The organism is Microbispora sp. NPDC004025, from assembly GCF_053604425.1.
On the sequence record NZ_JBSGHN010000012.1, the window covers coordinates 170,587 to 197,581 of the forward strand.

Annotated in this window: 24 protein-coding genes and 2 pseudogenes; 11 read left to right on the forward strand and 15 right to left on the reverse strand. The window is 72.2% G+C overall.

The window, feature by feature from the left end:
* Position 1 precedes the first annotated feature (1 nt).
* Positions 2–502 (reverse strand): AAA family ATPase, encoded by a 501-nt coding sequence (locus ACWEQG_RS27280; RefSeq protein WP_452288939.1) that lies wholly within the window; start codon positions 500–502, stop codon positions 2–4.
* A gap of 77 nt (positions 503–579) precedes the next feature.
* Here ACWEQG_RS27280 and ACWEQG_RS27285 point away from each other — a divergent pair, with 77 nt between their 5' ends.
* From ACWEQG_RS27285 to ACWEQG_RS27300, 4 genes are all read left to right on the forward strand, one after another.
* On the forward strand, positions 580–1,509 hold the full coding sequence (locus tag ACWEQG_RS27285; protein WP_452288941.1) for a phosphotransferase enzyme family protein: 930 nt from the start codon (positions 580–582) through the stop codon (positions 1,507–1,509).
* A 180-nt stretch (positions 1,510–1,689) separates the two neighbouring features.
* Positions 1,690–2,640, forward strand: coding sequence for a DUF2218 domain-containing protein (locus tag ACWEQG_RS27290; protein ID WP_452288943.1), 951 nt, complete (start codon positions 1,690–1,692; stop codon positions 2,638–2,640).
* Between the two features lie 46 nt (positions 2,641–2,686).
* Entirely contained in the window at positions 2,687–3,154 is a 468-nt protein-coding gene (locus tag ACWEQG_RS27295) for a ribosomal protein L7/L12 (protein WP_452288945.1), read from the forward strand.
* 54 nt (positions 3,155–3,208) lie between these two features.
* Positions 3,209–4,351, forward strand: a complete 1,143-nt coding sequence (locus ACWEQG_RS27300) for a tyrosine-type recombinase/integrase (RefSeq protein WP_452288947.1) — start codon at positions 3,209–3,211, stop codon at positions 4,349–4,351.
* Here ACWEQG_RS27300 and ACWEQG_RS27305 read toward each other — a convergent pair.
* From ACWEQG_RS27305 to ACWEQG_RS27320, 4 genes are all read right to left on the reverse strand, one after another.
* Positions 4,330–4,452 carry a hypothetical protein gene (locus ACWEQG_RS27305; protein ID WP_452288949.1) on the reverse strand — a complete coding sequence of 41 codons (123 nt, stop codon included), beginning with the start codon at positions 4,450–4,452 and terminating at the stop codon, positions 4,330–4,332. The two genes, ACWEQG_RS27300 and ACWEQG_RS27305, sit on opposite strands and share 22 nt — an antisense overlap.
* Positions 4,449–5,294 (reverse strand): MerR family transcriptional regulator, encoded by an 846-nt coding sequence (locus ACWEQG_RS27310; RefSeq protein ID WP_452288951.1) that lies wholly within the window; start codon positions 5,292–5,294, stop codon positions 4,449–4,451. The genes ACWEQG_RS27305 and ACWEQG_RS27310 overlap by 4 nt, the downstream gene beginning before the upstream one ends.
* 145 nt (positions 5,295–5,439) lie before the next feature.
* Positions 5,440–5,628, reverse strand: coding sequence for a hypothetical protein (locus ACWEQG_RS27315; RefSeq protein ID WP_452288953.1), 189 nt, complete (start codon positions 5,626–5,628; stop codon positions 5,440–5,442).
* 55 nt (positions 5,629–5,683) lie between these two features.
* Positions 5,684–7,135: a pectinesterase family protein gene (locus ACWEQG_RS27320; RefSeq protein WP_452288955.1), complete on the reverse strand. Its 1,452-nt coding sequence runs from the start codon at positions 7,133–7,135 to the stop codon at positions 5,684–5,686.
* 242 nt (positions 7,136–7,377) lie between these two features.
* On the opposite strand from ACWEQG_RS27320, the gene ACWEQG_RS27325 reads away from it, so the two are divergent.
* Positions 7,378–8,136, forward strand: coding sequence for a MerR family transcriptional regulator (locus ACWEQG_RS27325; RefSeq protein ID WP_452288957.1), 759 nt, complete (start codon positions 7,378–7,380; stop codon positions 8,134–8,136).
* 31 nt (positions 8,137–8,167) lie between these two features.
* On the opposite strand, the pseudogene ACWEQG_RS27330 reads toward ACWEQG_RS27325, so the two are convergent.
* A pseudogene (locus ACWEQG_RS27330) lies at positions 8,168–8,786 on the reverse strand (MBL fold metallo-hydrolase).
* A gap of 185 nt (positions 8,787–8,971) precedes the next feature.
* The gene (locus ACWEQG_RS27335; protein ID WP_452288959.1) at positions 8,972–9,361 is read right to left on the reverse strand and encodes a PPOX class F420-dependent oxidoreductase; all 390 of its coding nucleotides are present in this window, start codon (positions 9,359–9,361) and stop codon (positions 8,972–8,974) included.
* Between the two features lie 214 nt (positions 9,362–9,575).
* On the opposite strand from ACWEQG_RS27335, the pseudogene abc-f reads away from it, so the two are divergent.
* Positions 9,576–11,195: pseudogene (abc-f, locus tag ACWEQG_RS27340) on the forward strand (ribosomal protection-like ABC-F family protein); the annotation flags it as partial.
* 148 nt (positions 11,196–11,343) lie between these two features.
* On the opposite strand, the gene ACWEQG_RS27345 reads toward abc-f, so the two are convergent.
* Complete coding sequence (locus tag ACWEQG_RS27345) at positions 11,344–11,790, reverse strand: SRPBCC family protein (protein WP_363466221.1); 447 nt, start codon at positions 11,788–11,790, stop codon at positions 11,344–11,346.
* On the reverse strand, positions 11,787–12,188 hold the full coding sequence (locus ACWEQG_RS27350; RefSeq protein WP_452288961.1) for an ArsR/SmtB family transcription factor: 402 nt from the start codon (positions 12,186–12,188) through the stop codon (positions 11,787–11,789). The genes ACWEQG_RS27345 and ACWEQG_RS27350 overlap by 4 nt, the downstream gene beginning before the upstream one ends.
* Positions 12,189–12,286: 98 nt before the next feature.
* On the opposite strand from ACWEQG_RS27350, the gene ACWEQG_RS27355 reads away from it, so the two are divergent.
* On the forward strand, positions 12,287–13,051 hold the full coding sequence (locus tag ACWEQG_RS27355; protein ID WP_452288963.1) for an HAD family hydrolase: 765 nt from the start codon (positions 12,287–12,289) through the stop codon (positions 13,049–13,051).
* 328 nt (positions 13,052–13,379) lie between these two features.
* Here the strand turns inward: ACWEQG_RS27355 and ACWEQG_RS27360 are convergent, their stop codons facing one another.
* The 5 genes from ACWEQG_RS27360 to ACWEQG_RS27380 form a co-directional block, all read right to left on the reverse strand.
* A complete protein-coding gene (locus ACWEQG_RS27360) occupies positions 13,380–14,138 on the reverse strand; it encodes a GNAT family N-acetyltransferase (RefSeq protein ID WP_452288965.1) in 759 nt (252 codons plus the stop codon).
* Positions 14,139–14,147: 9 nt separating this feature from the next.
* Positions 14,148–15,575 (reverse strand): adenylosuccinate lyase, encoded by a 1,428-nt coding sequence (gene purB / locus ACWEQG_RS27365; protein ID WP_452288967.1) that lies wholly within the window; start codon positions 15,573–15,575, stop codon positions 14,148–14,150.
* A gap of 68 nt (positions 15,576–15,643) precedes the next feature.
* Entirely contained in the window at positions 15,644–16,969 is a 1,326-nt protein-coding gene (locus ACWEQG_RS27370) for an MFS transporter (protein ID WP_452288969.1), read from the reverse strand.
* On the reverse strand, positions 16,966–17,595 hold the full coding sequence (locus ACWEQG_RS27375; protein ID WP_363473365.1) for an ArsR/SmtB family transcription factor: 630 nt from the start codon (positions 17,593–17,595) through the stop codon (positions 16,966–16,968). Before ACWEQG_RS27375 ends, ACWEQG_RS27370 begins: the two co-directional genes overlap by 4 nt.
* 1,084 nt (positions 17,596–18,679) lie before the next feature.
* Positions 18,680–21,973 carry an efflux RND transporter permease subunit gene (locus ACWEQG_RS27380; protein ID WP_452288971.1) on the reverse strand — a complete coding sequence of 1,098 codons (3,294 nt, stop codon included), beginning with the start codon at positions 21,971–21,973 and terminating at the stop codon, positions 18,680–18,682.
* 112 nt (positions 21,974–22,085) lie between these two features.
* Between ACWEQG_RS27380 and ACWEQG_RS27385 the strand changes: the two genes are divergently transcribed.
* Genes ACWEQG_RS27385 through ACWEQG_RS27395 form a run of 3 tightly spaced genes read left to right on the forward strand, consistent with a single transcriptional unit; the run spans position 22,086 to position 24,117 of the window.
* Positions 22,086–22,697, forward strand: coding sequence for a MarR family winged helix-turn-helix transcriptional regulator (locus ACWEQG_RS27385; RefSeq protein ID WP_452288973.1), 612 nt, complete (start codon positions 22,086–22,088; stop codon positions 22,695–22,697).
* Between the two features lie 46 nt (positions 22,698–22,743).
* Positions 22,744–23,517 carry an SDR family NAD(P)-dependent oxidoreductase gene (locus ACWEQG_RS27390; RefSeq protein ID WP_452288975.1) on the forward strand — a complete coding sequence of 258 codons (774 nt, stop codon included), beginning with the start codon at positions 22,744–22,746 and terminating at the stop codon, positions 23,515–23,517.
* Between the two features lie 48 nt (positions 23,518–23,565).
* Positions 23,566–24,117 (forward strand): hypothetical protein, encoded by a 552-nt coding sequence (locus tag ACWEQG_RS27395; RefSeq protein ID WP_452288977.1) that lies wholly within the window; start codon positions 23,566–23,568, stop codon positions 24,115–24,117.
* Positions 24,118–24,160: 43 nt separating this feature from the next.
* On the opposite strand, the gene ACWEQG_RS27400 is transcribed toward ACWEQG_RS27395, so the two are convergent.
* On the reverse strand, positions 24,161–24,640 hold the full coding sequence (locus ACWEQG_RS27400) for a pyridoxamine 5'-phosphate oxidase family protein (RefSeq protein WP_452288979.1): 480 nt from the start codon (positions 24,638–24,640) through the stop codon (positions 24,161–24,163).
* Between the two features lie 177 nt (positions 24,641–24,817).
* On the opposite strand from ACWEQG_RS27400, the gene ACWEQG_RS27405 reads away from it, so the two are divergent.
* Positions 24,818–26,890 carry a cellulose binding domain-containing protein gene (locus tag ACWEQG_RS27405; RefSeq protein WP_452288981.1) on the forward strand — a complete coding sequence of 691 codons (2,073 nt, stop codon included), beginning with the start codon at positions 24,818–24,820 and terminating at the stop codon, positions 26,888–26,890.
* Positions 26,891–26,995 lie beyond the last annotated feature (105 nt).

A 26,995-nucleotide genomic window follows, 5' to 3' on the forward strand; every position in this document is an offset into this window, starting at 1 on the left:
TTCACGCGCCGGGGTCGTCCTCCTCGCGTACGGTGAAGCCGCCCCGGCCGTCGAAGGTCACCGTGTGGACCGCGTCGAAGCCGTCCGACAGGCGGGGGCGGCGGAGGCGTCTGGCCGTGGCGAGGACGCCGACGTCGGGCACCCGATCGCGGCCGGTCCGCCTGGCGTTGCGGTCCAGGGACGCGGTGAGATCGGGAGGGAACCAGTAGGCGACCACGCGGGCGCCGTGCTCCTTGGCCGTGACGACGAGCGGGCCCCACTCCTCGGGAGCGGGGTTGGTGTTGTCCACGGCTACGTCGCGCCCCTCCCCCAGCGTCTCGGCGATCACTCGGAGCTGGCGTCGCTGCCGATGGCGTGCGTTGGGCCAGTTGTCCTTGCTGACATGGGCGTGCGTCGCCGCCAGGCGCTGCCGGTAGAAGGTGGACTTGCCCGAGGCCTGCAGCCCGACGAGCACGGCGACCTCCCGGCCGGTGACGGCCGCGGATCGCACGCCGGAGGTCATATCTCATCCTCCCCCGACATCCTCCCCCTACATTCCCCCGCGGCCGGTCCCCCGCGCCGGTTACGTACGATCACGGCATGGCGGAGCGTGAGCGGCACGACGGTGAGGGGAACGGACCGGCCGGAGGGAGCCGTTCAGAGCCGGACGAGGAGGAACTGACCGGGGGTGGTGTCAACCGCGTCGTCCGGGTGGGGGGCACGGTGCGCCGGCCTGCGCGCCGGTGGACGCCGGCGGTGCACGCGCTGCTGGACCATCTCGCGGCGGCCGGGTTCGGCGGGGCGCCGAGAGCGCACGGGCGTGACGGCGAGGGCCGGGAGGTGCTGGATTTCGTCCCGGGTGAGGTGCCGGACTATCCCCTGCCGGCGTACGTGATGACGGACGAGGCGCTGGCGGGTGTGGGGGCGTTGCTCCGGGACTACCACGACGCGACGGCGGGGTTCGGGGCCGCGGAGGGCGCGGAGTGGTACTTCCCCGCGAGGGTTCCGGCCGAGGTGATCTGCCATGGTGACGTGGCGCCGTACAACTGCGTCTTCCGGGAGGGGCGGCCGGTGGCGTTCATCGACTTCGACACGGCGCATCCGGGGCCGCGGGTGTGGGATGTTGCGTATGCCGCCTATCGGTTCGTGCCGTTGCACGATCCCGGCCGTGACGAGAGCGCTCCCGGTGTGCGGGAGCAGGCGCGGCGGTTGCGGGTGTTCGCCGACGCCTACCGGCTCGGGAGGGCGGACCGGGAGGCGCTGGTGGAGACCGCGCGGGCTCGGCTGGAGCATCTGGTCGCCCACATGCGCGCGGAGGCGGCGGCGGGTCACGAGGCGTTCGCCGCCCATGTCGCGGAGGGGCACGATCTGCTGTATCTCACCGACAGCGCGCACATGGCGCGTCATGAGTCGTCGTTCCTGGCGGCACTGTTCCTGGGGGCGCTTTCGCCGGAGGCGCCGGCGGAGCAGGTTGACGATGCGGTGACGGACGGGGTGGCCGAGAGCCTTGAACTGGGCCGGGGTACGTAGCTCCAGTGTGCCGGGGTCGTGCGGAGGTGTGGAGGGGTGCTCCCCCGTCGTCTCGTCGTTCATGGAGGAAGTGCCGAGGATCGCCGACGCTTTGACGAGCGGGCCGGAGGCCAGCAGAATCGCCGGGCCGAAGCGGAGACGTTTCCCGGCGCTTGATCTGCCGAACCTGGAGGAGAGCCGATGCCTCATTCGACGGCGTACGTCATGACCGACCGGCCCGGCCGCTACATCGGGCAGCTGGTGTCGCACCTGGGTCACGATGCGGAGGCCGTGGTCGGCGGCGACGGCCGGGCGGTGATCGACCTGCGGTCCGGGCGGTGCGTGCTGCGGCCGTGCTCGGGCGGGTTCGAGATGATCGCGACGGCCGCCGGCGAGGAGGCGCTGTCCGAGGTCCGGGACGTCGTCACCGGTCACCTGCGGCGGTTCGCGACCGGTGAGGACCTCGTGGTCGACTGGTCGCCGCCGCTCGCCGGTGACGCGGTGTGGGCCCTGTCCCCTGTCGTGGACGACTACCTGCTGACGCATTGCTCCCCCGCGGACGAGGTGCTGCGGGATCTGGTCGTGAGGACGCGGGAGGAGACGGGCGGCGCGGCCGGCATGCAGATCTCGCACGACGAGGGCGCCCTGCTGACGATGCTGGCGCGGATGTCGGGCGCCCGCCTGGCGGTGGAGGTGGGGGTGTTCACCGGCTACTCCTCGATCTGCATCGCCAGGGGGCTGCCGCCGGGCGGGCGGCTGCTGGCGTGCGACGTGAGCACGGAGTGGACGTCGATCGCCAGGAACTACTGGGAGCGGGCGGGCGTGGCCGACCGCATCGACCTGCGGATCGCGCCGGCGCTGGAGACGCTGCGCGCGCTGCCGGCCGAGCCGGTCGTCGGTTTCGCCTTCATCGACGCCGACAAGGTGAACTATCCGGACTACTACGAGGAGGTGGTCACGCGGCTGAGCCCGGGCGGCCTCGTCGTGGTCGACAACGTGTTCCAGGGCGGGCGGGTGTTCGACCCGGCCTTCCAGGAGGACGCGCAGCTGGCCGTGCGCCGCCTGAACGAGACGATCGCGCATGACGAGCGGGTCGAGTCGGTGATGCTGCCGGTGCGTGACGGTGTCACCATCGCCCGGCGGGTGGGCTGATGCCGAAGGGCTGACTGTCCCGTGGGGCAGGGCTTACGATCACCGTATGTTCGGCTTGGGCACGGTCGAGGTGTTGATCCTCGTCGTCATCGTGATCGCGCTTCTCGGTGTGGCACTCGCGGCCATGCGGGCCGGTGCCCGTCCCGGCGGGCCGCTGGCCTGGCGCAGCCCCGGGCTGCTGCCGCCGGTCTCGGCCGACCTGCAGCATCGGGTGCGGGAGCTGTACGCCGAGGGCAAGAAGATCGAGGCGATCAAGCTGATCCGGGAGCAGACCGGGCTGGGGCTGAAGGAGGCCAAGGACCTGTCCGAGGCCCTGGCCTCCGGGCGGCCGCTGCCGGTGGCGCCGGGGCACGCGCGGCCGGATCTGGCGTCGCGGGTGCGGGAGCTGAAGGCGGCGGGACGCGGCGAGCAGGCGGTGTTCCTGGTGCGCGGCGAGACGGGGATGGGCCAGGCTGAGGCCGAGCGGTTCGTCGAGGCGGTCGACGTCGCCGACGCGGGGGGCGGCGGGGCGTAGCAGGCCGCCGCTCCCCCGCGTTGGCTGTCGGTGCGTGCCGATACGGTGTCGATCATGCTGCCCGCAGAGGTGAACAGGCTGACCGTGCAGGAGGCCGCCGACCGCTACGTGGAGCTGGTCCGGGCCAAGACGGTGACGGGTGGGCTGTCGCCCGCCACGGCGGAGGTGTACGCGCGGGACGTGGCCACGTTCGTGCGGCTTGCCGGGCCGGACCGGGTGCTGGACGACCTGACCGGCGAGGACGTGGACGCGGTGCTGCTGGCCTTCGCGCGCAAGCCGGACGAGCGCAGGAAGGGCGGCGTCCAGGGAAAGGACGCGGGAAAAGGCACCGGTCAGAGCACAGGGAAGAGCCCCGGGATAAGCCCTGCGAAAAGCACAGGGCAGAGCGCCGCGTCGCAGGCGAGGTTCCGGCGATCGGTGTCGGCGTTGTTCCGGCACGCGGCGTCGGCGGGGTGGGTGCATCTGGATCCGATGGCGGCCTCGTCGGTGCGGGCGCGGGAGCGGGGCGGGCTGCGGCCGGAGCGGCGGGCGCTGACGCGGGAGCAGGCCGAGGGCCTGATCGAGGCGGCCGGCTCCCCCGCCGCGCCGCCGGTGGAGGCGGCGGCGGGCCCGGCGGCAGGGCGCCGGCGGCGAGCCGACCAGCGGACGGAGGTGCGGGACGCGCTGGTGGTGCTGCTGCTGACCACGCTGGGGCCGCGGGTGTCGGAGCTGGTGCGGGCCAACGTGGAGGACTTCTACACCAACGACGGGGTGCGTTACTGGCGGATCTTCGGCAAGGGCGGGCGGACCCGCGACGTTCCGCTGCCCGATGCGGTGGCGGCGGCGCTCGACGCGTACCTGGCGGTGCGGGCGGGCGGCGACGGCGAGAAGGCGCTGCTGCTGTCGTGGCGTGGCAGGCGGCTGGCGCGGGGTGATGTGCAGGCGGTCATCGACCGGGTGCAGCGGCAGGTGGATCCCGGGCGGCGGCGGGCGGTGACGCCGCACGGGCTGCGGCACACGACGGCGACGCATCTGCTGGCGGACGGCACGGACATGGACGCGGTGCGGCGGGTGCTGGGGCACAGCGATCTGTCGACGCTCGGCCGTTACCGGGACGACCTGCCCGGGGAGCTCGAGGTGGCGATGGGGTCGCATCCGCTGCTGCGCCGCAGGCGCGGCCCGGCCGGTCAGGCAGGTCAGGCCGGGCCGGACGCGTAGCGGGTGCCCAGGTGGCGCGTACGGGCGGGCGCGGGGCCGGTGGTGGGGCGGATCTCGTGGTGCGGGCCGGCGTGGGCGAGTGCGGCGGTGTGCCGGTTCATGGTTCGTCCTCCAGCCGGATCATCAGGTGGGTGACCAGCCGCTCGGGCGGAGTGGTCGCGGGGTTGGAGACGTAGACCTCGCGAAGGGGGCCGGTGGGGGTGTGCCCGCGTTCGGCGCACCAGGTGAGCAGGGCGTGGGCGGTGAGCGGGACATGGTCGTAGGGGCCGACGTGGGTGGAGGTGGCGAACACGCCTCCGGGCAGGATGTCGGGCCGGGCGCCGGGCACGTCCGGCAGGTCCGGCCCGGTGAGGGCGACGGCGACAGGGACGGCCTCGCCGTAGTCGAGGGGGAACAGCCCGACGAGCGCGGGCACGGCGTTCATAGGGGCGGCGGTCATGGGGGCGGCCATGAGGCGGGCGACGCAGGCGGAGGTGGCGCGGCCGATGTCCTCGGGGGTGGCGGCCAGGTCGTGGACGACGATCGCGGGCCGCGGGGGTTCGGTGACGACGGTGGCCTCGGCGGCGGGCAGGCCGGTGGCGAGGACGCGTTCGAGGGTTTTGAGGGCGCGTTTGCGGCGGGCGAGTTCGGCCTCCAGGTCCTCTTTGACCTCGGCGAGCGCGGCTGCCACGGCGGCCTCTCCCCCAGCGCCCGTGCCGTTTTCCTGGCCGGCGTCCGTGCTTGCGGCCAGGACGGCCGCGACGACGGGCAGGGGGACGTCGAGGGAGCGCAGTAGTCCGATGGCGAGCGCGTCGCGGGCCTGGGCGGTGCGGTAGTAGCGGTAGCCGCTCGCGGGGTCGATCCAGGCGGGTTCGAGCAGGCCGAGTGTCGCGTAGTGGCGCAGTTGCTTGACGCTGAGCCGGGTGAGGCGGGCGAACTGCCCGATCGACAGGAGGTCGTTCACGTGCTCAAGGATGGCCCCTCCCTCTGTGGGAGAGTCCAGCGCTCCCCCGGCCCGGTGAGTGGCCGGGCCGGCCGCCGGAGGTGTCGCGGCCTCCGGCGTCCGGGTGTTCACAGGCCGATGTTCGACTGGGGGCCGGCGTAGGTCCTCACGAGGGAGGGGACGTTCGCGGCGGGATCGAGTGTGTAGGAGTAGAACGAGCTCGGGTGAAGGCCGAGCCGCCGCTCTCCTGCTGTCCGCTGGAGTTGACGACGATGCTGCCGCTCTGCTGCAGCTGCGCCGCGTCGTCCTTGTAGTAGGGGTCCTCGACGTGGTCGAAGTAGCTGTTCTCCAGCACCTTCGTGGTCGCGCCCGGGCGCAGTTGCCGTATGTCTGTTCCTCGGGGGTTGGGGTCATCCGGCCGGGTTCCAGCCGTCGGATCCGGCCAGGTACTTCTGGGGGGTGTAGTTGGCGGCCTGGGAGTCGCTCAGCTGCGGTCGGTTGGCGTTCACCCCGGCACCGGCGCCGGTGTTCCTGTATTCGAGGAAGCGGGCGTTCTTCCAGGAGTTGCCGGACATGTCGGTCCAGGGCTGCGAGGTCTTCATGGTGGAGCTGAGGGTGGACTCCCGGTAGAGCACCTGGGCGTTGGGGCCCCAAGGCCGGCCCAGCTGGGTGGTGTTGTTCGTCGCCCCGGTGATGCGCGATTTGTAGATGAGGAAGCCGTAGGTCTTGGCGGCGTCGGTCCGCGCGGCGGTGATGGGCCCGCCGGTGCTGCGCTTCTCGTAGATGTCGCAGTCGTTGATCACGATGGTGCCGTCGCCGAAGATGAAGTCGACGGTGCCCTCGACGTAGGAGCGGGTCATGTAGGCGCGGGCGGACGCGTTGACCAGGAAGGTGTCCTGGTCGCCGAGCAGCCGTACGTCGGACAGGACCGCCCGGTCGGCGTTGAGGTTGAGCGCGACGGCCTGTTGGCCGGTGCTGCTGGTGTTCTCGTCGAAGTCGTTGGAGACCGTCAGGTTGGTGAGGGCGGCGTCGTGGCCGTTGACGAACGCGGTGGCACTGTTGAAGGTGCCGTAGGTGCCGGCGGAGTGGTTGTTGACGATCACGACGTCCCTGGCCGATCCGCCGAGGCCCTGGAGGGTGACGTACGGCTTGTTGGCCGGGATCGTGATGATCTCCCGGTAGGTGCCGGGTTTGATGGTGATGACCACGCGGCTGCCGTTGTTCGCGGGCACCGCGTCGATCGCGGCCTGGACGGTGCGGTACTTGCCCGTGCCGTCGGCGGCCACGGTGGCCGTGCCCTGCGTGCCGGCCGGGGTGAACAGCCATTGTTTGTTGGTGTTGGCGGTGCAGGTTTCCTGGATGACGGCGGCCCCGGAGGAGGTGGAGGCGCCCTTGTCGCTCAGGCACAGCCCGCTGGCGACGCTGACGATCTGGTAGGTGCCGCTTCCCGAGGCCGTCAGCCGCCACTGCTGGTTGGTCTGGCCGTTGCCGCAGCCCCACTGCTGGATCTGCACGCCGGAGGTGGTCGAGCCGCCCGGGACGTCGAGGCACAGGCCGCTGTTAGCGTTCACAACCGTGAAAACGCCGGACCCGGCGGATTTGAGGGTGAACTGCTGCCAGGCGGCGCCGGAGCAGCCCCACTGCTGCAGCAGCGCGCCGTTGCTCGTGGAGCCGGCCGCCACGTCGAGGCACATGCCGCTCTTGGTGACGCTGATCTGGTACGTCCCGCCGGCTGCGGGGACCGCCGCCTGCGCGGGCGCGGCGTACAGCGTGACGGCGGCCAGCGGCGCGGCCGCCAGGGCGGCGGCCCGGAGTGCCGCACGGCGGATCGGGGGGCTTGCGACGGGGAGTGTGAGGTGCATCTGCGCTCCTTCGGGACGCGCGTGCGGGACGGGAAGGGCTCGCGCGCGCACGGCCACCGCCCGGCACGAGAGCCCCCGCACCGTAGAATCAAATTCGGAAATATGTCAATCGTCCCAACTAAGTCGCCTTGTTGCCGCTGCTCAACCAAGGTGCGGCGGGCCGAAAGTTTCATCCCGCGTGATCTACTTGACCCTCACGCCGCGTGAGGCCACAGGCTGGGGTCCGGAAGGAAGGAGGACCCGTGGGCTACTCGGTCGGCCAGGTCGCCCGCTTCGCCGGGGTGACCGTGCGAACGCTGCACCACTACGACGAGATCGGGCTGCTGACGCCCAGCGAGCGGTCGGTGGCCGGATACCGGCGCTACACCGAGCCGGATCTCGACCGGCTGCAGCAGGTGCTGTTCTACCGGGAGCTCGGGTTCTCCCTGGAGGAGATCGCCGTCGTCCTCGACGATCCGGGCGCGGATCCGCTGACCCACCTGCGTCGCCAGCACGAGCTGCTGCGGCGCAGAATCGGACGGCTGGAGGAGATGGCGGCGGCGGTCCAGCGCGCGATGGAGGCGAGGAAGATGGGCATTTCCCTGACGCCGGAGGAGCGGTTCGAGGTGTTCGGCGATTTCGACCCCGACCGGTACGCCGAGGAGGCGGAGGAACGATGGGGCGGCACCGACGCCTTCGAGCAGAGCCGCCGCCGCACGGCCCGGTACACCAAGGACGACTGGCAGGCCATCACGGCCGAGGCCGGGGAGGTGCTGGAGGCGTTCGCCGCGGCCTTCGCCGAGGGGGCCCCGGCGGACGGCGACCGGGCGATGGACGTGGCCGAGCGGCACCGGGCGCACATCACCCGCTGGTTCTACGACTGCACGTACGAGATCCACAAGGGTCTCGGGGAGATGTACGTGGCCGACCCGCGTTTCGCGGCCAACTACGAGCGGGTGGCCGAAGGGCTGAGCGGCTACGTGCGCGACGCCGTCCACGCGAACGCGGCGCGGCACGCCTGACCCGCGGAAGTCCGCCGGCGCACGCCGGTCGCTAGCGGGGCGTCCCGTCGCGCTCGCTTCTTCGGGCGAGGCGCTGGAGTTGCCCTTCGTGCACGTCGCTCACCCACTCCCAGCCGGGCCTGGCCGCTGGGCCGACCCGTGGGTCGGCGGGGACCTGGCCGTCCCGCAACGCGAGCACGTACGCCCGGTCCTGGTCGATGCGTGCCTGCGCCTGGCCGGGTCCGCCGACGGCCCCGTGGCCCGGCACGACGACGTCGACGCCGCCCGCCACGCCCTCCAACAGCCGCAGCGCGGCGAGGTAGTCCTCGATCGGGTCGGCGGTGCCGTCCCAGCCGAGCATCGGAACCAGGACATCGGAAAGCATGTCGCCGGCGACGAGGACTCCGCGTTCCTCGATCAACAGCGCCGCATGGCCCGGTGCATGCGCGTGATGCTCGATGATCCGGACCGTGGGGCCGTCCCAGGGAATTCGCGCGGTTTCGGCGGGCCTCTCCGAGCCGGGCGTGCCAGAGCAGGTGATCCCAGTGCGGATGCGTCGAGAAGCCCGCCACAACGGGCCGGCCCAACTCGCGAAGGTCGTCCGCGAGGCAGCCGATCTCGGAGCCGGTCACCCCTGGGTCGATGAGCAGCACACCGGACCGGCCCTGCACCACAACGGCGTTGCTCTGCACGAAGCCGCTCTCGTGGACCAGCACGCCCTCCGCGACCTCCCTCAGCACGAGCCGGCCTCCTTCGCGTCCCGCGACGATCGCTGCTTCGGCAGGTCGAGGGACACCCGCATCGAGTAGATGAGTCGGCCCATCGATCCACCCTCCCTTCCTCCCCGCGCCCCGCTTCACACCGTACGGCTGGCTCGCGGCCCGCCCAGCCCCCACGTGACGATCTTGGTCGGGGTGATCCTGATGATCTCGCGGGACAGGAAGGGCAGAGGCGGCTCGTGGTCGGTCAGCGCCACGGCCGTGCCCCGGATCTCGATGCCCCTGGGTGTCCACGGGTCGATCGTCGCCACATCGTCCACGACGAACGCGACCGTGCTGCCCTGCTGCACGTTCCGGAACTTCTTCGTCGTGCCCAGCGCTCCCCCGCCGATGACGATCGTGCCGGTGTCGGCGTCGAGGAAGAAATTGGTCGGGTTGTTCTGCACCTGCCCGTCGGGCGAGACGGTCGCCAGCCGCCCGATGCGCTGCGTGGCCAGGTAGTCGAGTTCGGCTTGGGTGAAAATCATAGGTGTCAGTCCTTCTAGCACTGATGTGCTGGTGAGTACGGCAAGATCACCTTTTTACCGCAATCCCTCGAACAGGCCCGTCTTGGACCGGCCGGGAGCGTGACATTTACGAGACGAGACGGCTCGTCTTGACAGCGGGATGCCGAGGGGGACATGCTCACTCAATGTCGAGACGGACCGTCTCGTCTCCTGTGATGTGAGGAGGTGGAGCGCTCTGCGCACCCCTGCCCAGCTGACCCTCAACGAGGTCACCAAGCGCTACGGCACCCGCGTCGTCCTGGACCGGGTGTCGCTCACCGTCAAACCCGGTGAGCGGCTCGGAATCATCGGCGACAACGGGTCGGGCAAGTCCACCCTGCTCAAGCTCATGGCGGACGTCGTGCGTCCGGACAACGGCGAGCTCGTGGTCGTCGCGCCCGGCGGCGTCGGACACCTGCCACAGTCGCTCGCGCTGCCGTCGCATGCCACCGTCGCCGACGCCATCGACCTGGCGCTGGCCGACCTGCGCGAGCTCGAAGGCCGGATGCGAGCGGCTGAATGCTCGCTCGGGGCGGCGGGCGCGCAGGAGCGCGCGGGCCTGGAGTCCTACGCGGAGCTGGTGGCGGAGTTCGAGGCGCGCGGCGGTTACGAAGCCGACGTCCGCGTGGAGGTGGCACTGCACGGGCTCGGGCTGCCCGGGCTCGACCGGAGCCGCTCCCTGGGCACACTCTCCGGAGGCGAACGCTCCAGGCTGGCCCTGGCCGCCACGCTGGCGTCCGCTCCGGAGCTGCTCCTGCTCGACGAGCCGACCAACGACCTGGACGACCATGCCGTGGCCTGGCTCGAACGGCGCCTGAGCGCCCACCGGGGCACGGTCGTGGTGATCACGCACGACCGGGTGTTCCTGGAGCGGGTGACCACCGCCATCCTCGAGGTGGCCGACGGTCGGGCGCGCCGCTACGGCGACGGGTACGCCGGATGCCTCGCGGCCAAGGCCGCCGAACGCGCCGCCCAGGCGCGGGCCCACGAGGAGTGGAAGACGGAGCTGGACCGGCATGCCACGCTGGTCGCGGCCAACGCGGGCCGCCTGGCCGTGATCCCGCGGAAGACGGCCAAGGCGGGCATGGGCACCGGCGCCTGGCGGGCGCGCTCGCGCACCCACGGCGCCGCCGGTCGCATCCGGCAGTCCCAGCAGCGACTACGGTGGCTCACCGACCACCCGGCGGCGCCGCCGCCCGAGCCGCTGCGCTTCACCGCCGTCCCCGCCGCGGCGGGCGCCGCCGCCGGGGACGAGGTGGCCGCACTCGACGGCGTGGCGGTGGCGGGAAGGCTCCGCCTGGAATCCCTCACCCTCCACGCCGGTGAGCGGCTGCTCGTCACCGGCCCGAACGGGGCGGGCAAGACCACCTTGATGCGGGTGCTCGCGGGAGAACTGCGGCCGGACACGGGCGAGGTACGACGAGCCGGCCGGGTGGGGTTCTTGCGGCAGGACGGGCCGACCGGCGCGGCGTACCGGACCGTGCTGCAGGCCTACGCGCACGGGCGTCCGGGAAGCCTGGACGAGCACGCGGACGCCTTACTCGCCCTGAACCTGTTCCGGCCGTCCGACCTGGGGCTGCGCCTCGGCGAGCTGTCCCACGGGCAGCGGCGCCGGGTCGAGCTGGCCCGGCTGGTGAGCGAGCCGATGGACCTGCTCCTGCTCGACGAGCCGACCAACCACCTGTCACCGATGCTCACCGAGCAACTGGAGGAGGCGCTGGCCCTCTACCGGGGCGCGCTGGTCGTGGTCACGCACGACCGGCGCCTGCGGGCCATGTTCACCGGCGCCCGCCTCGAACTGGCGAAAGGCGCTGTCCGGTCACCCGGCCCAAGGATGTCGGCGCCCACCGGCCCCGGGCGCCCGGCGGCTCACCCGCCGGTGCGACGGCCGGCGGCGACGACTCCGCCCGCGCAGTCGCCTTGACGCCACTGGTTCCAAGTCGCCGGCCAAGCCCCGGCGGGCGTCACAGCACGGCGGCGAGCGAGCCGGTCATCAGGCGGCGCCATCCGCCGTCCATGATGCCGCGGGCCCTGCGCTGCAACTCGTTGCCGGGGTCGAAGCCCTCGTGGGTGAGGAACAGGCGGGTGCCCCGGCCTTCGGGTTCGAGCGTCCAGGTGATGGTCCAGTCGGCGCCGGCCGGGCTGTCGGGGTCGGCGTCGCGCCAGCCCAGCCGGAGCATGCGCCCGGGCTCGAAGGCCAGCACCTCGGCCCGCACGGTGCCGCTGAACCCGGTGCCGGGCATGGCGGTCCCGCGCATCGTGTAGCGGTGGCCCACGCTCAGGCGGAAGTCCCCCGGCATGAACCACCGGGCGAGCAGGTCGGGGTCGGTCAGGGCCTGCCATACGCGGGTGGGCGGGTGCGGCAGGTACTCGTCGAGACGCAGCACGGTGGGATCGTCGGCGTCGGTCATGGTCTCTCCTCAGGATGGGCGCGGTTGGTGGTGTCACCGGTGTCGCCGGTGGTGGTGTCGTCGAGAAGGTGGCGCAGGGCGGACAGCCTGCCGCGCCAGAACCGCTCGTAGGGGTCCAGCCAGTCGCGGACCTGGACGAGCGGGACGGGCTCCAGGCGGTAGAGCCGGCGCCGGCCGTCCCTGCGTTCGCTGACCAGGCCCGCCTCGCGCAGCACCCGCAGGTGCTCGGAGAAGCTGGGCCGGGCCATGGCGAAGCGGGAGGCGAGGTCCTGCACGGACTGGGGGCCGTGCTCGCGCAGCAGGCGCAGGACCTCGCGCCGCACGGGGCTGGCGAGCGCGGCGAAGATGGCGTCTTCCGTCGGTGCGGGCCGCTGTACGGCGGGGGGGCTGACATCCACGAACCCATAATAGGTAGGAAATCTCCTACCTGTCATCGCCCGGCGCCTTCACAGCCAGGAAACGCGACGGAAACACGGCCCAGTCAAGATAGGGACTCGTGATCAGGGCCATTCTGTTCGACCTCGACGAGACCCTCTTCGACCATCGCCGGGCGGTCGCGCACGCCGCGACCCGCTGGACCGAGTCGGTCTGCCCCGGGCACGAGCTGCTGCCGGAGACACCGGCGCTCTGGCTCGACCTGGAGGACAAGCACCTGCCGGCGTGGCACGCCGGGGAGTGCTCGTTCGCCGAGCAGCGGCGCAGGAGGCTACGGGAGTTCTGCCGCCGGCTCGGGCTGCCCCAGCCGGCCGACCCGGACGCGGCGTTCGCCGGTTTCCTGACCCACTACGAGTCGGCCTGGGCCGCCTTCCCCGACGTACCCGAGACGCTGGAGGCGCTGGAGGCCCTCGGCGACGCCCCGGCGCTGGGCGTGCTCACCAACGGCCTGCCGGGGCAGCAGGAGGCGAAGCTGCGCCGCATCGGCCTGATGGACCGCATGGACGTGGTCCTGACGCCCGACGCGCTCGGCGCGTTCAAGCCCACCGTGCAGTGCTACCACCGGGCGGCGGCGAAGCTGGGCCTGACCCCCGAAGAGGTGCTCATGGTGGGCGACAACCTCCTTCTCGACGCGGTCGCCCCCGCCCGGGCCGGGATGCACGGCGTGTGGCTCGACCGGTACCGCGCCGAGTCCGCTCCCTCCTCCCCCGCCGTCACCAGGATCACCACGCTGCGTGCTCTGCCCGGCGTGCTGACCGCACTGAATCGGTCGTACGGGAGTATCGGGGCGGAGATCAGCGGTCGCGAGGCGATTCTGGTTCGCTGACGGCCGGATCCCGCCGACCGGCCGGTGAGAGGGACCGATGGCTGGTGGGATGAGGTGCCGGGATCCGAGCACCGACGTCACCCGGCACCGCGTCGGTGACCGCGTCGGAGTCGGCTGCATGGTCAACTCCTGCGGCCAGTGCGCCAACTGCGGCTCGCCGGCCACTTCGATCTGATCGTCAACACGGTCAGCGCCCCCGTCGACGTCGACGCCTACCTCGGCCTGCTCGCCGTCGACGGCCACCCTGGTCAACGTCGGCGCTCCCCCCGAGCCGCTGAGCCTGAACGTGTTCTCCCTCATCAGCCCCCCGGCATCGCCGCCGAGGCGGTCAGACGCGGAGCCCGGCGGCGGCGACGCGGCGGCGGGCGAAACCGAGCCGTTCGTAGACGGCGAAGGCCGCCTGGTTCCAGTCGTCCACCATCAGCGCCACACGGCCGTGCTCGGCGATCAGCGCGGACGCCACGAACCGGCACACCCGCTCCCCCAGCCCGCGTCCCCGCGCCGGCACGGCGGTCGCGACGCCGGCGAGCAGGCCCACCGCCGGGGCGGACCACGCGTCGGCCGCGACCGCCAGCAGGGCCCCCGAATCGTCCCGTACGCCGGCCCACCGGCGTACCCGCGGCAGCCCCGGCACGGCGTAGGAGCCGGGGCTCGCGGTGGCGAGCAGGCCGGCCACCTCCGGCGCCGCGGAGTCCGCCAGCCAGGCGGCCGGCTGCTCCCGGCCCCCGCTCTCCGCGCTCTCCTCCCGGGGCGGGGCGAGCTTCTCGGTGCCCATCCAGGAGAAGTGCGCCTCGAGCCGCAGCTCCGGCACGGCCTCGACGACCCCTTCGACGAGCGTGGCGTCGCCCAGGGGCCGGTACGACGGCCCGGCCTCGGCCAGGGCGTGCCGCACGAGCGGGACGACGCGGCCGGGTGTGCCCCGCACCACCAGGCGGTCGCGTCGGGAGGCCTGCGGGCTCGCCACCGCAACCGCGTCGCCGTACGCCCAGGCGCGCACGCCGGGCCCCATGCCCTGCGCCGCCCAGACGACGAGGTCGTCGTCCCCCGAGGCGGCGGCGACCTCGGCCTCGCTCACCAGCTCACGCACGGGTGTCCCCTACAGGATCGCACCCGGGACGTAGGCGGCGTCGCCGGGATGGCGCGCGGTGATCTCGCCGATCCGCGCGGCCACGGCGGCCACCTGACCGGCGGCCGCGCCGGCGAAGGAGGCACGGTCGGCCAGCAGCGCGTCGAGCTCGGCCCGGCCCAGCGGGAAGCGCTCGTCGGCGGCCAGCCGGTCGAGCAGCTCGTTGCCGGCGCCGCGCGAGCGCATGGCCAGCGCCGAGGCGACCGCGTGCTCCTTGATGATCTCGTGGGCGGTCTCGCGGCCGACCCCGGCCCGCACCGCCGCCATCAGCATCTTGGTCGTGGCGAGGAACGGCAGGTAGCGGCCCAGCTCGGCCTCGATGACCGCGGGGAACGCGCCGAACTCGTCGAGCACGGTCAGCATGGTCTCCACCAGGCCGTCGAAGGCGAAGAACGCGTCGGGCAGGGCGACCCGGCGCACGACCGAGCAGGACACGTCGCCCTCGTTCCACTGGTCGCCGGCGAGCTCCCCGGCCATGGAGGCGTACCCGCGCAGGATCACGGTGAGGCCGTTGACCCGCTCGCAGGAGCGGGTGTTCATCTTGTGCGGCATCGCCGACGAGCCGACCTGGCCCTCCTTGAAGCCCTCGGTGACCAGCTCGTGACCGGCCATCAGGCGGATGGTCTTGGCCAGGGAGGAGGGAGCGGCGGCCAGCTGCACCAGCGCGGTCAGCACGTCGTAGTCGAGCGAGCGGGGGTAGACCTGGCCGACGCTGGTGAACCGGCGGGCGAACCCGAGGTGCGCGGCGACGCGGTCCTCCAGCGCGGCCAGCCGGTCCTCGCCGCCGAGCAGGTCGAGCATGTCCTGGGCGGTCCCGACCGGGCCCTTGACGCCGCGCAGCGGGTAGCGCTCCAGCAGGTCCTCCAGCCGCTCGTAGGCCACCAGCAGTTCGTCGGCGGCGGTGGCGAAGCGCTTGCCGAGCGTGGTGGCCTGCGCGGCGACGTTGTGCGAGCGCCCGGCCATGACGGTCGCGGAGTGCTCGGCGGCTAGGCGGCCCAGGCGGGCCAGCAGCGCCACGACCCGGCCGCGCACCAGCAGCAGGCTGTCGCGGATCTGCAGCTGCTCGACGTTCTCGGTCAGGTCGCGGGAGGTCATGCCCTTGTGGACGTGCTCGTGCCCCGCCAGGGCGTTGAACTCCTCGATGCGGGCCTTCACGTCGTGCCGGGTGACCTTCTCCCGCTCGGCGATGGAGGCCAGGTCGACCTGCTCGACGACCTTCTCGTAGTCGGCGATCGCCTGCTCGGGCACCTCGATCCCGAGGTCGGCCTGGGCCTTCACGACGGCGAGCCAGAGCCTGCGCTCCAGCACCACCTTGTACTCGGGGGACCACAGGCGGGCCAGCTCCGGAGAGGCGTAACGGGCGGCCAGGACATTCGGGATACGCGGCTTGGCATTCACGTTGGCCCAGTCTATTGAGCCCGTACCGCCCGGCCGTGCGCAGGTGCCGTGCCGCGCACCCCGGCGCTTCACCGGACGTCGCTGCCGACGGGCCGGGTGTCGGGCTCGGTCACCGGCTGCCGCGCGCCCCGGCCGCGCAGGCGGTCCATCTCACGCCACTGCGGCAGCAACGCGGCCAGGTTGGTGGTCAGGAAGTACGCCGCGCCCGCGATCAGCAGCGCCGGTACGAGCCCTGCCGTGACCACGACCGCCCCCGCGATCAGCCCGCCGAGGGGGATGCCCGCCCACGCCATCGAGTCGCCCAGGGCGTTGACGCGGCCGCGCAGGCCGTGCGGCACCCGTTCGAACGCTATCGCCCCCAGGATCGGGTTGAGGAAGCCGCCGCCGGCCCCGCTCGCGGCGAACACCGCCAGCACCACCCACATCGGCGCGTCGGCCGCGAGGACCAGGAACCGCGGCGCCCCGGCCAGCAGGAACCCGGCGAAGAACACCACCCGGCGCGGCATCCGGTGCGCGACGGCCGCGGCGACCAGGCTGCCGGCGACCGCGGCGGCGCTCCACACGCCGTTGCTCAATCCGATCGCGGTCGGGCCGTTGCCGGACTGCTGGGCCCACACGGGCAGCAGGACGGTGTTGAACGCCGCGTCCAGCAGGTTGGTGATCCCGACCATGACGATGACGGTGAGCAGCAGCGGCTCCCCCCGCAGGAAGGTGAAGCCCTCGCCGAAACGCCGCCAGTAGCCGGACGCGGGCGGGGCATGGTCCGCCTCCGCGGGGCGTCCCATGCCGCGCGGCAGGGCGAGCGCGATGATCAGCGACCCGAGGGCGAAGCACACGGCGTTGAGGACCAGGCCGGTCAACGGCCCCAGCAACGCCACCATGAAGCCGCCGGCCGCCGGGCCGAGGGTCGAGGCCAGCCGCTCGGTCACGCCGGACAGGCCGGTCGCCCGCTCCAGCGGCACGCGGGCACGCTCGGCCGCCTCCGGGACCATGATCTCCTTGGCCAGGTCGCCGGGGCCGCGCACGGCGCCGATGACCGCGACCAGGGCGAGCAGCACCGGGAAGGACAGCAGGCCCGTGGCGTGCAGCAGGGGCACGGCGCCGGCGGCGGCCGCGCTGGCCGCGTCGGTGCTCCAGGAGATCACCCGCGGTCCGGCCCGGTCCACGAGCGGCCCGGTCAGCGCCTTGACCACCACGTAGGGGGTCATCTCGCAGAAGGCCACCAGCCCGGTCTGGGTGGCGCTGCCGGTCGTGACCAGGACGAACCACGGCAGTGCGATGGCCGACACGCGGGTGCCGGTCAGCGCGACCGCCATGGCCGCCAGCAGCCCGCCCAGCGGGCGCAGCGTGCGGACGTGCGACGGAGCGGCGGTGATCGCGTCCTCCCCCGTCATCGCGCGTCGTCTTCCGGCGCGGCGGACGTGTCCAGTTCGGGCAATATGTGCACGATCACCGACACGCGTTCGGCGCCCGCCGGGGCGCCGTCCGCCTCCGGGATGTCCCTGCGGTGCCGGCTGACGACCGCCCACAGCTCCTCCCTCAGGGCGGTGGCCTCCTGCGGGGTCAGCCGCAGCGCCCAGTCGCTCATGTCGGTCGCGTCCCGCCACGCGGGCGGCATCGTCTGCAGCTCGTTGATCGCGCGCTGGACGCGCAGGGTGTGGGTGGCGGCGACCGACTGCAGATACGCCAGCATCGCCTCGGGCTCCCGCTCGATCAGGTCCGGGTCGTTGAGCCAGGTCGACCAGTGGGCCGCACGCCACCAGCGCTCGCGGGCGTTCCCACGCCCGGTGTCCTCCTCGACGAAGCCCGCGGCGGCGAGCCTGCGCAGGTGATAGCTGGCCGCGCCGGAGTTGATGTTCAGCAGCTCGGCGAGCCGGGTGGCCGTCGACGGGCCGTGCTTGCGCAGCAGGCCCACCACCTGCACCCGCACGGGATGTGCGAGGGCCCGCAGCCCCTTGGCGTCCAGGACGACCGCGTCCTGCGCGGCCGGAGAGTAAGGCGTCTCACCGTGATCGGTCATGCCCCCACCATAAACCGCAAACACTTCTTCGCAAACATCTGTTTGCGGTTTTCGTGTCCGCCCTCACGTGAGGGACGGCGCCGGGGGGCAGCTGGGACACCTGGTCCAGAACCGGCCCGAGTTCGCGCCGAACCAGCCGTCGGATGGTCCAGACATGCCTTATCCGCGGCACGGCCGTCGGGAATCGCCTGAACCGCGGACGCCACCGGTCGTCGAAGGACAGGATCCCCTCGAGGGGGAAGTCCCACGGGAGCCCTTTGGTACGCGGCGCGGGCGGGATGTCCGGCAGACGCGGTAGCGGCGGCCACACGGCGCCGGCCGCCTCGGCGGACGACCTCGTCGCGTACTCCTGTGCGACGCCGTCCCGGAAGGCGCGATAGTCCTCGTCGCCGTAGACGAGCAACAGCAGCCGGGCAGGTTCGACGGTGCGTACCGCTTCGCTGAACTCCCACATCGTCCCCGCCCCCGGGGACGCCGTGATGATCACCGCGTGCGCGCCCCGGAGCAGCCTGCTCACCGCGTCCTGCCAGTCGTCGCCGACGGGCAGCTACCCGCGCTCGGCCCCGATCTACGGCCATGATCAGGAGGCGTACCCACAACGGGAGACGCGCCACGGCGCCAGCCGCCTCGGACCCAAGGACCTGGTACAACGCGTAGCCGCTGAAGGACAGCGACAGTCCCAGCGCGCCCAAAGCCCACGCCAGCACGCTGAACACGCGCCCTCGGGCAGGGTTTTGCCGTGCCGGCCCGCCGATGGGCCCGCCGGACGGCGCTCGCGCGCCGGGATCAGACGTGGTGTCGCGCCCACGCGAACCGGACTCCCTCACCGTCCGCCCTCCAGGGACGCGCACAACCGCCGTGATCACCTGGACCGACGCGGCGACGACACCGACCCACGTGACGACAGCGGCAACAGGCGACCTCGGCCGATTATCTTCCACGCGGAGCCGGAAGCCGGGCCGGATGCCGCGAAGCCGCACGCCGGCCATGCGCTCCTCCACTGCCGGTGCCGGTCGCCGGCACCGGCAGCAGGAGGCGGACCCGATCCGACCGCCGGAAGCGGCGGCCGGATCACTGGGTTGGATCACTGGGCCGGTTCGAGGGCCTCCTTGCCGTACACGGTCAGGTCGCCCTCGCCCGGCGCGGGCGGCTTCGGCGTACGGCGCATGCGCTCCTTCAGCCGCTCCACCATGGTGTAGAGCGTCGGCACCAGCACCAGCGTGAGCAGCGTCGAGGAGATCAGGCCGCCGATCACGACGATGGCCAGCGGCTGGGAGATGAACCCACCCGAACCGGTCACACCCAGCGCCATCGGGGTGAGCGCGCAGATCGTCGCGATCGCGGTCATCAGGATGGGGCGAAGCCGCCGCCGGCCGCCCTCCACGACCGCCTCCACCACGCCCAGCCCCTGCTCGCGGTACTGGTTGATCAGGTCGATCAGCACGATCGCGTTGGTGACGACGATGCCGATCAGCATCAGCATGCCGATCAGCGCGGGCACGCCGAGCGCCGTGTCGGTGGCCAGCAGCAGCCCGATCGCACCGGTCGCCGCGAACGGGATCGACACCAACAGGATCAGCGGCTGCACCAGGCTGCGGAACGTCGCCACCATGATCATGAAGACGATCGCCACCGCGAGCAGCATGGCCAGCCCCAGATCGGCGAACGCCTCCTGCTGGTCGGAGCTCGCGCCACCGATCTCGTACGTCACCCCCGCCGGCAGCGTCAGCGTCTTCAGCGTGTCGGTGACCTTCGCGGTGATCGCCCCCAGATCGGACGCGTCGGCGGTGCCCGACACCGTCGCGGTGCGGTCGCCGTCCTGACGGGTGATCTGGGTCGGCCCGTCGGCCTTCACCACGTCGGCGACGTCACCGAGCTTCACCAGGCCCGTCGCGGTGGGAATCGAGAGCTTCCTGATCGCCGCGACGTCCTCAGGCGTGTCACCGCCGGCGCGCAGGATCACGTCGCTGGAGCGGCCGCCGACGTCGACCGAGCCGACCGGCGCGCCGCGGAACGCCTGCGCGACCAGCTGCCCGATCCCGGCCTCGGTCAGGCCCCGGGCGGCGGCCTTCTCCCGGTCCACGTGCACCTCGACCCGGGGAACGCTGTCCTCCAGGTTGGAGGCGACGTCCCGCAGTCCGTCCACCCCGGCCATCGCGTCGCGTACCGCGCCGGCCGCCGACTTCAGCGCGGCCTGGTCCGAGCCCTGCACGATGACCTGCACCTGGTCGGAGTTGAACCCGCCGCCGCTGCCGCCGACCGTGACGTCGCCGATTCCCGTCAGGCCCTTCAGTCGCTCGCGGAGCCGTTCCTCCAGGGCGGAGGTGTCCACGCCCTCCTTCAGCGTCACCGAGAACGACGCCCGGTCGGCGGCGCCGCCGAGCCCGCCGAGGAAGCGGTTCCCGCCGCCGACCGTCACCTGGTGGGACTTTACGCCTCCGTCGGCCGCCAGCACCTCCTCGATCTTCTTGGCCGCCGCGTCGGTGGTCGCCAGGTCGGTCCCGGCCGGCATCCGCTGACTGATCTGCGTCGTGTCGTTGCCCGAGTTGTCGAGGAAGTTCGTCTTCAGATTGGGCGCCAGCACCATCGTGGCGGCGAACACCACCACCCCGATCAGCACCGTGACCAGGCGCCGCCGGGTCGCGAAACGCAGCACCGGCAGATAGATCCGCTGCAGCGGGCTGCGCAGCTCCCTGCGCTCGGCGTCCTCGCGTACGGCCTGCGCCTCCTGCGGCGTGAGCGCGGGCGCCTTCAGGAACCAGTACGCCAGCACCGGGATGACGGTCAGCGAGACCAGCAGCGACGCCAGCAGCGCCACGGTCACCGTGATCGCGAACGGGCTGAACAACTGCCCCACCATTCCGCCGACGAAGGCGATCGGCAGGAACACCGCCACCGTGGTGAGTGTGGAGGCGGTCACCGCGCCGGACACCTCGCGCACGGCCGTGAGGATCGCCCGCCGCTTCTCCTCGCCGTAGGCGAGATGGCGCTTGATGTTCTCCAGCACCACGATCGAGTCGTCGACCACCCGGCCCACGGCGATCGTCAGCGCCCCCAGCGTCAGCAGGTTCAGCGAGTAGTCGCCGATCCACAGCGCGATCAGCGCGATCACCACCGACATCGGGATCGACACCGCCGTGACCAGGGTCGAGCGGACCGACAGCAGGAACACCAGGATGACGAGCACGGCGAACGCCAGGCCCAGCAGACCCTCGGTGGTGAGGTCCTCGATGGACCGCTCGACGTACGGCGCCTGGTCGAACACCACGGTCAGCTCGGCGGTGTCGCCGAGGGCGCGCGTCAGGTCCGGCAGGGCGTCGTTGACGTCGTGGGAGATCTGCACGGCGTTGCCGTCGGGCACCATCGTGACCGACACGCCCAGGGTCGGGGTGCCGTTGGTGCGGGTGAGCGTGGTCGCGGCGGCGTCCTCGACCTCAATGTCGGCCACGGAGCCGAGCTTGACCGGCTTCGGCCGGGCCGCCGCGGCCCGCGCCTGCGCCCCCTGTGCCGCCTGCGCTGTCGGGCGCTGCGCCGCGCCCTGCCCGGCGGCCGCACCCGCGCCCTGTCCCGTGCTCTGGCCCGCGCTCGCGCCGCCGCGCTGCCCGGCCGCGCCGCCCTGACCCGCCGCCGGCGCGGCGGCGGGAGTCAGGTAGAGGTTCTCGAGGTCCTTCACCGTACGCACCGGGTCGCCGATCTGCACGGTCAGCGACTTGCCGTCCTCGGTCAGCGTGCCGGCCGGGATGGACACCCCGTTGGCCCGCAGGAGGTCGGGGATGGCCGCGGCCGACAGGCCCAGCAGGGCGAGCCTGCCCTGGTCGGGGGTGATGACGACCCGCTGCTCACGGGCGCCGCTGACGGTCACGTCGCGCACGCCCTCGATCGACTGCAGCTCCGGCACCATGATCTTCTCTATCTTGTCGACCATGGCGTGCTCGTCGCCGCCGTCGCCCACCGCGATCGCCATGACCGGGATGTCGTCGGTGCTGCCCGCCACCACCTGCGGATCGACGTCGGCCGGCAGCTGCGCCTTGATCCGGCTCACGGCCTGCTGCATCTTCCCGACCATCTGGTCGATTTCGGTGCCGAACTCGTAGGCCACCTGCACCTGCGACATCCCCTCACGGGAGGTGGAGGTGATGTCGGTGACACCGGCGATACCCTGGAACGCGCTCTCGATCGGCTTGGTGACCTGCTCCTCCACGATCTCGGGAGCGGCACCGGGATACGTCGCGACCGTGAACGCCGCCGGGAACTCCAGCGACGGGAAGAGCTGTTGCTTCAGCGAGGGGATCGCGAACAAGCCGAAACCCGCGAGCACCACCGCGATCATGATCACGAGAGTGCGGTTGGCAAGGCTCAGCCTGGCCAAGGAGGTCATCCGAGCTCCTGACATCGGGGGAAGAGTGTTCGGCCAACACTAACACTTCGCACTATCCGAACATTCAGCTGTCGCATTAACGGCTGGTAACCTTTCCCCTCGAGAGGTGACAGTGAACGACAGCCCAGCCGAGCGGCGCACCGGAACCGGCGCGGCGGCCGACCCCCGCCCGCAGCACGACCCCGCCACCCCTCCGGCGGCCCCGACCCCCGCACCCGCCCCTTCACAGGCTCCATCCCAGGACCCCGAGGAGGACGCCGAGCGCGGCTGCCTCATCGGCCGCCTGGCGGAGCTGCAGCGCAGCATGGGACGGTTCTTCGCCCGCGATCGCTCGATGCCGCTGCTGGCCTCCACCCTCACGATGCAGCAGCTCAAGGTCGTCATGTTCCTGTCGTTCGCCGGGTCCACCTCCGGGCAGGAGCTGGCCCGCCACCTCGGCGTCGGCCTGGCCACCGTCACCGGCATCGTCGACCGGGTCGTCGCCCAGGGCCTGGCCGCCCGTCACGAGGACCCCCACGACCGCCGCGTACGCCGCGTCGAGCTCACCGAGGCCGGGCGGCGGCTCACCACCGAGATCATCGAGGCCGGGACCGGCGGCTACATCCGCCTCCTGCGGCACCTCGACACCGAGACCCTGCGCACCATGGAGACGGTGATGCGCAAGATCGAGGACGCGATGCGCGAGATGCACGCCGACGACGCCGACGACGCCGGCACCGCCTGACCCCGTCCCCCGGCCCCGGCCGGTCCCGCTGCTACCTTGCGGCGGTATGCCGACCTACATCGAGGAACTCTTCTCGCTCACCGGCCGGGTCGCCCTGGTCACCGGAGGCAGCTCCGGCATCGGATACGCCATCGCCGAGGCGCTCGGGCGGGCCGGCGCCGCCGTCGTCCTGGTCGCCCGGCGACCCGGGGAACTCGCCGAGGCCGTCCGCAGGCTCGAAGGCCACGGCGTGCGCGCGGCGGCGATCAGCGCCGACCTCGGCGACCGCGCCGGCATCGCCCGCGTGTGCGAGGAGGCGGACGGGTTCTTCGGGGCGATCGACATCCTCGTCAACGACGCCGCCAACAACATCCGCAGGCCCATGGCCGAGCTGAGCGCCGGCGACTACGACCAGACCATCGCCGTCAACCTCACCGCGCCGTTCCTGCTGGGGCAGCACTTCGGCCCCCGCATGGCCGCCCGGGGCCGGGGGCGGATCATCAACATCGGCTCCCAGCAGTCCATCAGCGCCTTCGGCGACAGCGGCGTGTACGGCGTCGCCAAGGCCGCCGTGTGCGGGCTGACCCGATCCCAGGCCGAGGCGTGGTCGGCCGACGGCGTCACCAGCAACACGATCATCCCCGGCTTCGTCCTGACCCCGCTGACCGAACCCGCCCAGGCCGTCCCCGGACGGGTCGAGCAGATGGCCGCCCGCTCCATGACCGGACGCAACGGCCTCCCCGACGACTTCCGCGGCCTGGCCGTCTTCCTCGCCTCCGACTCCTCGGCGTACGTCACCGGCCAGGCCATCTGCGTCGACGGAGGCTTCAGCGTCCACTAGGCGTGCTCCCGCCGGGGAGCGGCCGGTGAACAGGCCAAAGGACCGGCAATGACCTGTGCCGATCTCGGCCAGCTCAGCCGCGGCCGCCACCCGGACGGGTATGTGCCCCACGTCCCGGCGGCACCGCAGGTGCGACAGCGACGCCGGGCCAGGAACAGGAAGGCACACACCGAGATGTCCCGCTCCCGCGCGCGCGACCCGCGCCACACCGAGGTCGTCGCGACGGCCACCGCGACCCGGCGGCTGACCATGGCCGCGCTCGTGATCACGACGGTGGGGATCGCGGCCGCGCAGCCCGCGATCGCCCGCGTCGCCCCGCACCGTCCGCCCCACGGGCCCACGGCCCTCCACGGCCCCCGCCCGGGCGGGGGCGGCGGCCAGGTGGTCACAGGAGGGCACGCGGGCGGCAGGCAGGGCCGGTCCGGCCAGGGCCACTACAACCAGAGCCTGAACGGCGTCAACGCCCCCGCCTTCGTCAAGGGACAGGCTCAGCAGGCCATCACCGACGAGGGCGGCTTCGAGGTGCAGTCGGCCTTCTGCGACTCACAGCCGGACAGCTGCCTGCTCGGCCAGAACATGCCGGTCCGCATGCGGAAGTGACACCCCGCCGCCCGGCCGCCCCGTCAGCGGTGGCCGGCGGCGGTCAGCGGCGCCGGACCAATCGGTGGCCGGAGCCCTCGTGCCACATCTCGATCACCAGGTGCTCCCCCGCCTCGTCGACGCGCGTGAAGACCACCTCGGTCACGTCGACGCGGAACAGGTGAGACTCCTCCCCGGGCGGCACGCCGAACGCCTCACGCGCGACCGGATCGGTGATCTCGACGGCGCGGCCGGCCAGCTTGGCGTCGCCGCTCCAGGCACCCGGGTTCGCCTCGTCCGGATCGTCGGACGGGCTGTGGATCGCCACCCGGGGGTCGCGCCGCAGGTCGAGGGCCTTCATCGCGCCCGGCATGGACCCCAGCCACACCTCGCCGTCCCGGAAATCCACCTCGGTCCCGCTGATGCGCGGCGAGCCGTCCGCCCGCAGCGTCGCCATCGTCTTGTGCCTGCCCTTCCCCATGCTCGCCAGCACACGGGCGGCCAGCTCGGGGATCTCCTTCTCTATCTCTCGCCAGGAAGCCATACCGCGATCCTGCCGACCCCCACCGACATTCCGCAGACCCCCACGATCCGCCCTGTGAAAGTTGCACGCCCCGCCTAACTCCCGCGCAGCTCACGGCCGTACCCGAGGGTGCCCGCTTGACCGTTTAAGGCGTCCTGATCACGATCACACGGCAAGATCCTCCAGAAAAGGGACGTAATGAGCACCCTGCGCATCGCCAGGCCGGCCATCGCACTCCTCACGGGCGCAGCGGTGGCCGCCCAGCTCCTCACCGGCGTACCCGCCGCCTCCGCCGACACCCCCGCCGACGCCTCCCCCGTCAACGTCACCGTGAACACCCGTGCGGGCCTGGCCGCCGCGTCCGACACGGCCGTGGGCGCCAACCACGCGATCTGGGACAGCAACCTCGGCACGAACGAGACGGCCGACCTCCTCAAGGCCGCCGGGGTGAAGATGCTCCGCTACCCGGGCGGGTCGTACGCCGACATCTACCACTGGAAGACCCACACCGCCCCCGGCGGCTACGTCGCCCCCGGCACCGACTTCGACACCTTCATGAACGGAGCCAAGCGCACCGGCGCGCAGCCGATCATCATCGCCAACTACGGCACCGGCAGCGCCCAGGAGGCCGCCGACTGGGTCGAGTACGCCAACGTCACCAAGAAGTACGGCGTCAAATACTGGGAGATCGGCAACGAGAACTACGGCAACGGCCACTACGGCGCCGACTGGGAGGCCGACGACCACGCCGACAAGAGCCCATCGGAGTACGCCAGGAACGTCGTGGCGTACTCCGACGCGATGAAGGCCGTCGATCCGACCATCAAGATCGGCGCTGTGCTCACCACCCCCGCCAACTGGCCCGACGGCATCGTCGCCGCGGGCGACCAGGGCACCTGGAACGACACCGTCCTGTCGATCGCCGCCTCGAAGATCGACTTCGTCATCCTGCACTGGTATCCCCCGCACAACGACGTGGCCGACGTCCTCACCAAGACCGCCCACATCCCCGACATGATCCACCTGGTCAAGCGGCAGATCGCCAAGCACGCGGGCGCCCGCGCCGGTGACATCGGCATCGCCGTGACCGAGATCAACAGCGGGATCGCGTACAACACCCAGCCCGGCGCGCTGTTCGCCGCCGACGCCTACGCCGGCCTCATGGAGCAGGGCGTCTTCACCATCGACTGGTGGAACGTCCACAACGGGATCGGCACCATCAGCACCGTCGCAGGCCACACCGACTACGGCGACTTCGGCATGCTCTCCAGTGCCGGCTGCACGGGTGACGTCTGCGAACCCCCCTTCAACACGCCCTTCGCGCCCTACCACGCGATCTCCATGGTCAGCGCGTTCGCGCGGCCCGGCGACCAGTTCGTCCGCGCGGCCACCGACGAGCCGCTGGTCGCCGCCCACGCCGTCCGCCGTCCCAACGGCGACCTCGCCGTCCTGCTGATCAACCGCGACCCCGACAACGAGCGCCAGGCGAAGATCGACTACGCCGGTTTCGCCCCCGCCGACGAGGCGCCCGCGGTCTCCAGCCTCACCAACGGCGCGACGTCCGTCAGCACCGGCCACGGCGGCACCGCGACCACCCAGACCCTCCCGCCGTACTCGCTGACCACGCTGGTGCTCCACCCCGCCACCGCCACCACCGGCGCCCCCGCCGCCCCCGGACAGCCCACCGCGAGCGACGTCACCGACAAGACCGCCACCATCTCCTGGCCCGTAGCCGCGCCCGGCGCGAGCCCCGTCGCCAAGTACGAGATCCACCGCCAGAAGGGCGCCGTCACCGAACAGCTCGGCGAGACCCCCGGCACCTCCTTCACGGTCCGCAACCTCGTGCCCGGCACCCGCTACACCGTCAACGTGATCGCCCGCGACACCGCAGGCCGCGTCTCCTGGGCCTCCCCGCCGCTCACCTTCACCACCGGCACACCCGCCAAGAGCTCCTGCTCGGTACGCCTGAGGGACACCAACGACTGGGGCAACGGGTACATCGGCAGCGTCGACATCACCAACACCGGCACCGCCGCCGTCGACGGCTGGACGCTCCACTTCACCTGGCCCACCGCATGGCAGACCGTCAGCAGCGGATGGAGCGGCAACTGGACGCAGAACGGGACCTCCGTGACCGTCACCAGCACCCCGGACAACGGCAAGCTCGCCCCCGGCGCGAGCACCTCCATCGGCTTCGTCGGCGCCTACACCGGCCCCAACGTGCTGCCGGCCGCCTTCACCCTCAACGGCGCCCTCTGCACCGCCCAGTGATCCTCGGCCCGACAACGATCTTCGGCTTGACCTGGAGCGCGCTCCAACTCCCAGACTGGTCCCCATGGACGAGGGGATGACCATCGCGCGGGTGGCGCGGCGTAC

Coding starts and splice junctions, on each gene's coding strand:
- ACWEQG_RS27375 (WP_363473365.1), bottom strand. CDS start 17,595: ATGACCGATCACGGTGAGACGCCTTACTCTCCGGCCGCGCAGGACGCG.
- ACWEQG_RS27380 (WP_452288971.1), bottom strand. CDS start 21,973: ATGACCTCCTTGGCCAGGCTGAGCCTTGCCAACCGCACTCTCGTGATC.
- ACWEQG_RS27320 (WP_452288955.1), bottom strand. CDS start 7,135: ATGCACCTCACACTCCCCGTCGCAAGCCCCCCGATCCGCCGTGCGGCA.
- ACWEQG_RS27295 (WP_452288945.1), top strand. CDS start 2,687: ATGTTCGGCTTGGGCACGGTCGAGGTGTTGATCCTCGTCGTCATCGTG.
- ACWEQG_RS27280 (WP_452288939.1), bottom strand. CDS start 502: ATGACCTCCGGCGTGCGATCCGCGGCCGTCACCGGCCGGGAGGTCGCC.
- ACWEQG_RS27300 (WP_452288947.1), top strand. CDS start 3,209: ATGCTGCCCGCAGAGGTGAACAGGCTGACCGTGCAGGAGGCCGCCGAC.
- ACWEQG_RS27390 (WP_452288975.1), top strand. CDS start 22,744: ATGCCGACCTACATCGAGGAACTCTTCTCGCTCACCGGCCGGGTCGCC.
- ACWEQG_RS27335 (WP_452288959.1), bottom strand. CDS start 9,361: ATGATTTTCACCCAAGCCGAACTCGACTACCTGGCCACGCAGCGCATC.
- ACWEQG_RS27400 (WP_452288979.1), bottom strand. CDS start 24,640: ATGGCTTCCTGGCGAGAGATAGAGAAGGAGATCCCCGAGCTGGCCGCC.
- ACWEQG_RS27290 (WP_452288943.1), top strand. CDS start 1,690: ATGCCTCATTCGACGGCGTACGTCATGACCGACCGGCCCGGCCGCTAC.
- ACWEQG_RS27405 (WP_452288981.1), top strand. CDS start 24,818: ATGAGCACCCTGCGCATCGCCAGGCCGGCCATCGCACTCCTCACGGGC.
- ACWEQG_RS27305 (WP_452288949.1), bottom strand. CDS start 4,452: ATGAACCGGCACACCGCCGCACTCGCCCACGCCGGCCCGCACCACGAG.
- ACWEQG_RS27285 (WP_452288941.1), top strand. CDS start 580: ATGGCGGAGCGTGAGCGGCACGACGGTGAGGGGAACGGACCGGCCGGA.
- ACWEQG_RS27370 (WP_452288969.1), bottom strand. CDS start 16,969: ATGACGGGGGAGGACGCGATCACCGCCGCTCCGTCGCACGTCCGCACG.
- ACWEQG_RS27345 (WP_363466221.1), bottom strand. CDS start 11,790: ATGACCGACGCCGACGATCCCACCGTGCTGCGTCTCGACGAGTACCTG.
- ACWEQG_RS27395 (WP_452288977.1), top strand. CDS start 23,566: ATGACCTGTGCCGATCTCGGCCAGCTCAGCCGCGGCCGCCACCCGGAC.